1 protein-coding gene is annotated in these 1,597 nt (G+C 69.7%); it reads right to left on the bottom strand.

What is annotated here, in order from left to right; translation table 11 throughout:
• Positions 1-530: 530 nt before the first annotated feature.
• The coding region (locus AB0J64_RS57230; RefSeq protein WP_364047244.1) for a site-2 protease family protein at positions 531-1,597 on the bottom strand (1,067 nt) is incomplete at its 5' end.

Below are 1,597 nucleotides of genomic sequence, written 5' to 3'. Positions count from 1 at the left end.
CCGCCGACCCCGCCGTGCGGCTCAGCATCGACGACCTGGAGCTGGCCGAGGGGAGCACGCAGAGCAGCGGGGACGTGCTCGGGGCGGCCAGGCCGCGTTCGGCGAGCCAGCCGATCAGGCCGGCGATACGGTCCTCGACCAGGCCGATCAGGCCGCAGCGTGCAGCTTGCCGCACTCGGCCGCTACTTCGCGCGCGTGGGCACTGGAGACCGGCCCGGGCGTGCCATTCTCATGCGAGGCCGTCGCCGCGTGGGCAAGTCACGCCTGGCGGAGGAGTTCATCCACCGGAGCGGCGTGCCCAGTCTGTTCTTCACCGCAGCCCACGAGCCCATCACCGACCAGCTGGGTGCGACGTGGCAGGCATCACGCACATCACGCCGGAGGAGCCGCGGACCCGAGTACGCCTGGGCGAACTCACGCCGATCGTGTCGGAGCTGCCGAGCAGTGGGACCGCAGCGCCGCTCTGTGTCGAGCGCGACGCCGGGGCCTGCCATCGCTCGCCGATCGCCCAGCGGCTGATCGAGCAGGCCTCAGCGGGTGAGCGTGAGCGGGTTGACCAGGTCGGCGTAGACCAGCAGGCCCGCCATGATCATCATCACCAGCGCCACCGCGTACGTCAGCGGCAGCACCTTGGCGATGTCGACGTACTTGGGCTTCGGCCGCCGCATGACCTTGGCGTAGGCCCGCTTGAGCCCCTCCCAGAGCCCGCCCGCGATGTGCCCGCCGTCGAGCGGCAGCAGCGGGATCAGGTTGAACATGCCGATCGCCAGATTGAAGCCGGCCAGCAGGCTGACAAAGACGGCGATCTTCTCCTTGTCGGACAAGTCGGAGGCCAGGATCTCGCCGCCCATGCGGCCTGCGCCGACCACGCCCATCGGGCCCTCGGGGTCGCGTTCCTCGCCGGAGAAGGCCGCGTGCCAGACGCCGGCCATCTTCTCCGGCAGGTTGAAGATCGAGCCCGCCACCCTGGCCGTCAGCTCGCCCATGTAGCCGATCACCTGGCCGACGCTCTGCTGCTCCATCACCCTGGTGGGCAGCACGCCGAGGAAGCCGACGTTCTTGTCGATCTTCTTCGGGTCCTGGAGATTGGGCTGGTCCTGGGCGATGAGCGTGACGTCGAGCGTCATCGGCTTGCCGTCGCGGACGATGCCGAGCTTGACCAGGCCGGGGCCGTGGGAGCGGATCAGGTGTTTGGCGTCGTCCCAGGAGCCGATCGTGGTGCCGTTGAAGGAGACCATGTGGTCGCCCGGCTTGAGACCCGCCTGCGCGGCCGGGGTGGGCTTGCAGGCGGCGCGCTGCTCGGAGACGGGGGTCACGCACGGGTTGGTCTCGGGCGACACGATCGGGGCATCGGCGGGCAGGCCGATGCCGACCAGCAGGATGGTGGAGAAGACGAACGCGAGCACGAAGTTCATCAGCGGCCCGCCGGACATGATGATGACCTTCTGCCACCACTTCTTGCGGTAGAAGACGCGGTCGTCGTCGCCGGGCAGCACCTCTTCCTGCGCGGCGTCGCGGGCCGACTCGATCAGGCCCTGGAACGGGCCGGTGGCGTTGCTCCTGAGCTTGGTGGGGTCGTCACCCGGCCGGGGCGGCA

It is taken from the genome of Nonomuraea sp. NPDC049695, from assembly GCF_040674955.1.
Lineage (GTDB): Bacteria > Actinomycetota > Actinomycetes > Streptosporangiales > Streptosporangiaceae > Nonomuraea > Nonomuraea helvata.
Note: the sequence above shows the minus strand (reverse complement) of the source record. Positions and strands in the feature narration are given on the sequence as shown.